Source organism: Streptomyces sp. NPDC014006, assembly GCF_043088925.1.
Lineage (GTDB): Bacteria > Actinomycetota > Actinomycetes > Streptomycetales > Streptomycetaceae > Streptomyces.
Genome location: NZ_JBICAJ010000052.1, coordinates 1 through 2231, shown reverse-complemented (window position 1 = coordinate 2231; position 2231 = coordinate 1). Strand labels below are relative to the sequence as shown.

General features: G+C 67.3%; 2 protein-coding genes. Both read right to left on the bottom strand.

Translation table 11 applies throughout. From position 1 onward, the window contains the following. Positions 1-13: 13 nt before the first annotated feature. The gene (locus ACF1GV_RS42535; RefSeq protein WP_391692532.1) at positions 14-1468 is read right to left on the bottom strand and encodes an NF041680 family putative transposase; all 1455 of its coding nucleotides are present in this window, start codon (positions 1466-1468) and stop codon (positions 14-16) included. A 131-nt stretch (positions 1469-1599) separates the two neighbouring features. Continuing rightward, complete coding sequence (locus tag ACF1GV_RS42530) at positions 1600-2100, bottom strand: hypothetical protein (protein ID WP_391692530.1); 501 nt, start codon at positions 2098-2100, stop codon at positions 1600-1602. Between the last annotated feature and the right edge of the window lie 131 nt (positions 2101-2231).

The window sequence follows — 2231 nt, the reverse complement described above, 5'->3', positions numbered from 1 at the left end:
CTCAGCTTGTTCTTTATGGTCTGAGTCGGTTTCGTTCAGTGATGCTCTCGGGTCGTTTCACGGTCTTGCCCACGTCATAGCGGGTGGCGGGCCGCCGGTTCTTCGAGCCAAGGGGCCTTCCAGGTCCGGGAGTTGAGGGTTTCGGTGCACGGGCCGGACAGTGCAAGTGCGGGCGGAGGTTCCGAAACCCCCGGCGGACTCGGGCCGGGGTGAGCCGGCCGGGTTCGGCGGGCTTCTCCCACGGACGCCGCAAGTCGGCGGCGGCCTCGCGCAGGAGGCGGATCTGGGTGTAAGCGGTGATGATCAGCCAGGTCCAGCGCTCGCCGGCCTCGGGGGTCCGCAGCTTCGGACAGGTCCACCCGAGGGTCTGTTTCATCAGCCGGAAGGTGTGCTCCAGGTCGAATCTCCGTAGGAACGCCTGCCAGCGCACGTCGACGTCCTCGCTTTTCAGGCCAGTGGCGGACGACCACAGCCATAGCGGCAGCGGGTCGCCTCCGCCGGGCAGGCGGTCTACCTGGAGGCGGATCAGTGTGCCCTCAATGATGGGGAGTTCGCCGGTGTGGTCGATCCACGCGGCACGGGTGGTCAGGCGGGGGTGGATGCGGTCCCAGGCCATCGCGTGGGCGGTGCCGTACCGGTCGGTGACCTGCGTGGTGGCAGCGTCCGGCTCGCCCCAGGTCTCCGGCTTGGCGAAGCGGAACTCCTTGCCGTGCTTCGGCGGTCTTCCTCCCTGGGGGTAGCTCAGGGCGTACTCCTTGAGCGAGGGCGTCGGCCGTCGCATGACGCGGTCGGAGCGCATCCGTCCCAGCACCTCGACCGGGAGGCCGTCGAGGAGGTGGGCCATGCGCGGGGCGTCGTAGCCGGCGTCGAAGACGATGAGGATGTCGCGGTCGCCCAAGTGCCAGCGGCCCATCTCGATCAGGTCCGTGACCACCCGGCGCAGTTGGGTGGCGGTGACCTCGGCGACGTCGTCCTCGGGGCCGAGACGGACGGCGTCCAGGAGCTGGCACCAGGACGTCCGGCCCGATTCGAGGGCGGCGACGAAGGAGTACGGCCAGCCGGGGATGAACCGGTCCGAGGAGCGTCCGCTGCGGCCGTAGACGTGGCAGAACAGGCGGTCCGCGCTGGTCGGCGCGTCGGGACGGAGCCAGTTGCTGACGTCGACCGCCAGGACCAGGCGCCCGTCGGCGGCCCGCGGCATCGGCAGACCGGCCAGCACCTGCCGCAGCCGGGGCACATCCACGTCCCCGTGGTTCAACGCCTCGTACATCGCGCCGTGCCCACGCCGGTGCTCGGCCACCAGCGTCAGATCCACCGGCGACGTCACCGGCCCGTCCGCGCACAACAACGCATCGACGAGTTCGAACAGCTCATCCCCGCGAGCGGTCAGACAGTCGAATAAGTCGTTCCGAAAGCGTGAGGCGTTCGCGAACGCCTCCGCCGGAACAGCATCAGGCAGCAGACTCACCCTCACGGCCTTCGTACTGGTCAAGTGCCTCTTTGGTCGGAGCACATGATCGTGCGGAGGCCGCCCACACGTCCGCCGAACAGCAGAACCAGAGATCAAGTTCGAGTGCCGTTCGGACGCTGGTCAGCAGGTCAGGCGGCAGCCAGTGAGGCGTGGATCCGGCTGACGGCACGCAGGATCTCGTCTCGGTTCTTCGCCCGCTTGATCCATCCCGGAAGACGGGCCACCAAGGTCATCTTCTGTCCAGTGTCGTACCAGGGCGCCCTTTCCCGCAGCGACGCCTGGACGAAACGACGGATCAAGTCGAGATGTTCGAGGTTGTACGCCCACAACCACCCGTGCCGAGTCTCGACCTGGAGCCACAGCGGCATACCGAAGTACGGATCCGTCGCTGGTTGAGCTGTCCCGGCAGAGAGCGTGACAAGACGGCCGCTCCATACCCGTGACAGTCCGCAGCCATGACAGACCAGGCGCCGCGGCCTGAACAGAATCCGCCCCCCGGGACCGGAGTCTTCGGGCACCGGAACGACACGGGCGGCCTTCTCACAACCGGGGCACCGCACAATGATCAAGCTGATGAAGTCGTACTCGGTGCTGCGCGGGTCCCGGAACCGAGCAGAGAACAAGGCCATGCGGTGAGTATGCAACTGCCTTGCCGAACAACGCATCCCGATTCGACCGCTCATGCTCAGGCCTGCCCGCTCATGCTCAGGCCTGCCAGCCACCATGCCAGGGCCGGACGGAGGTTAAAGAACAAGCTCAG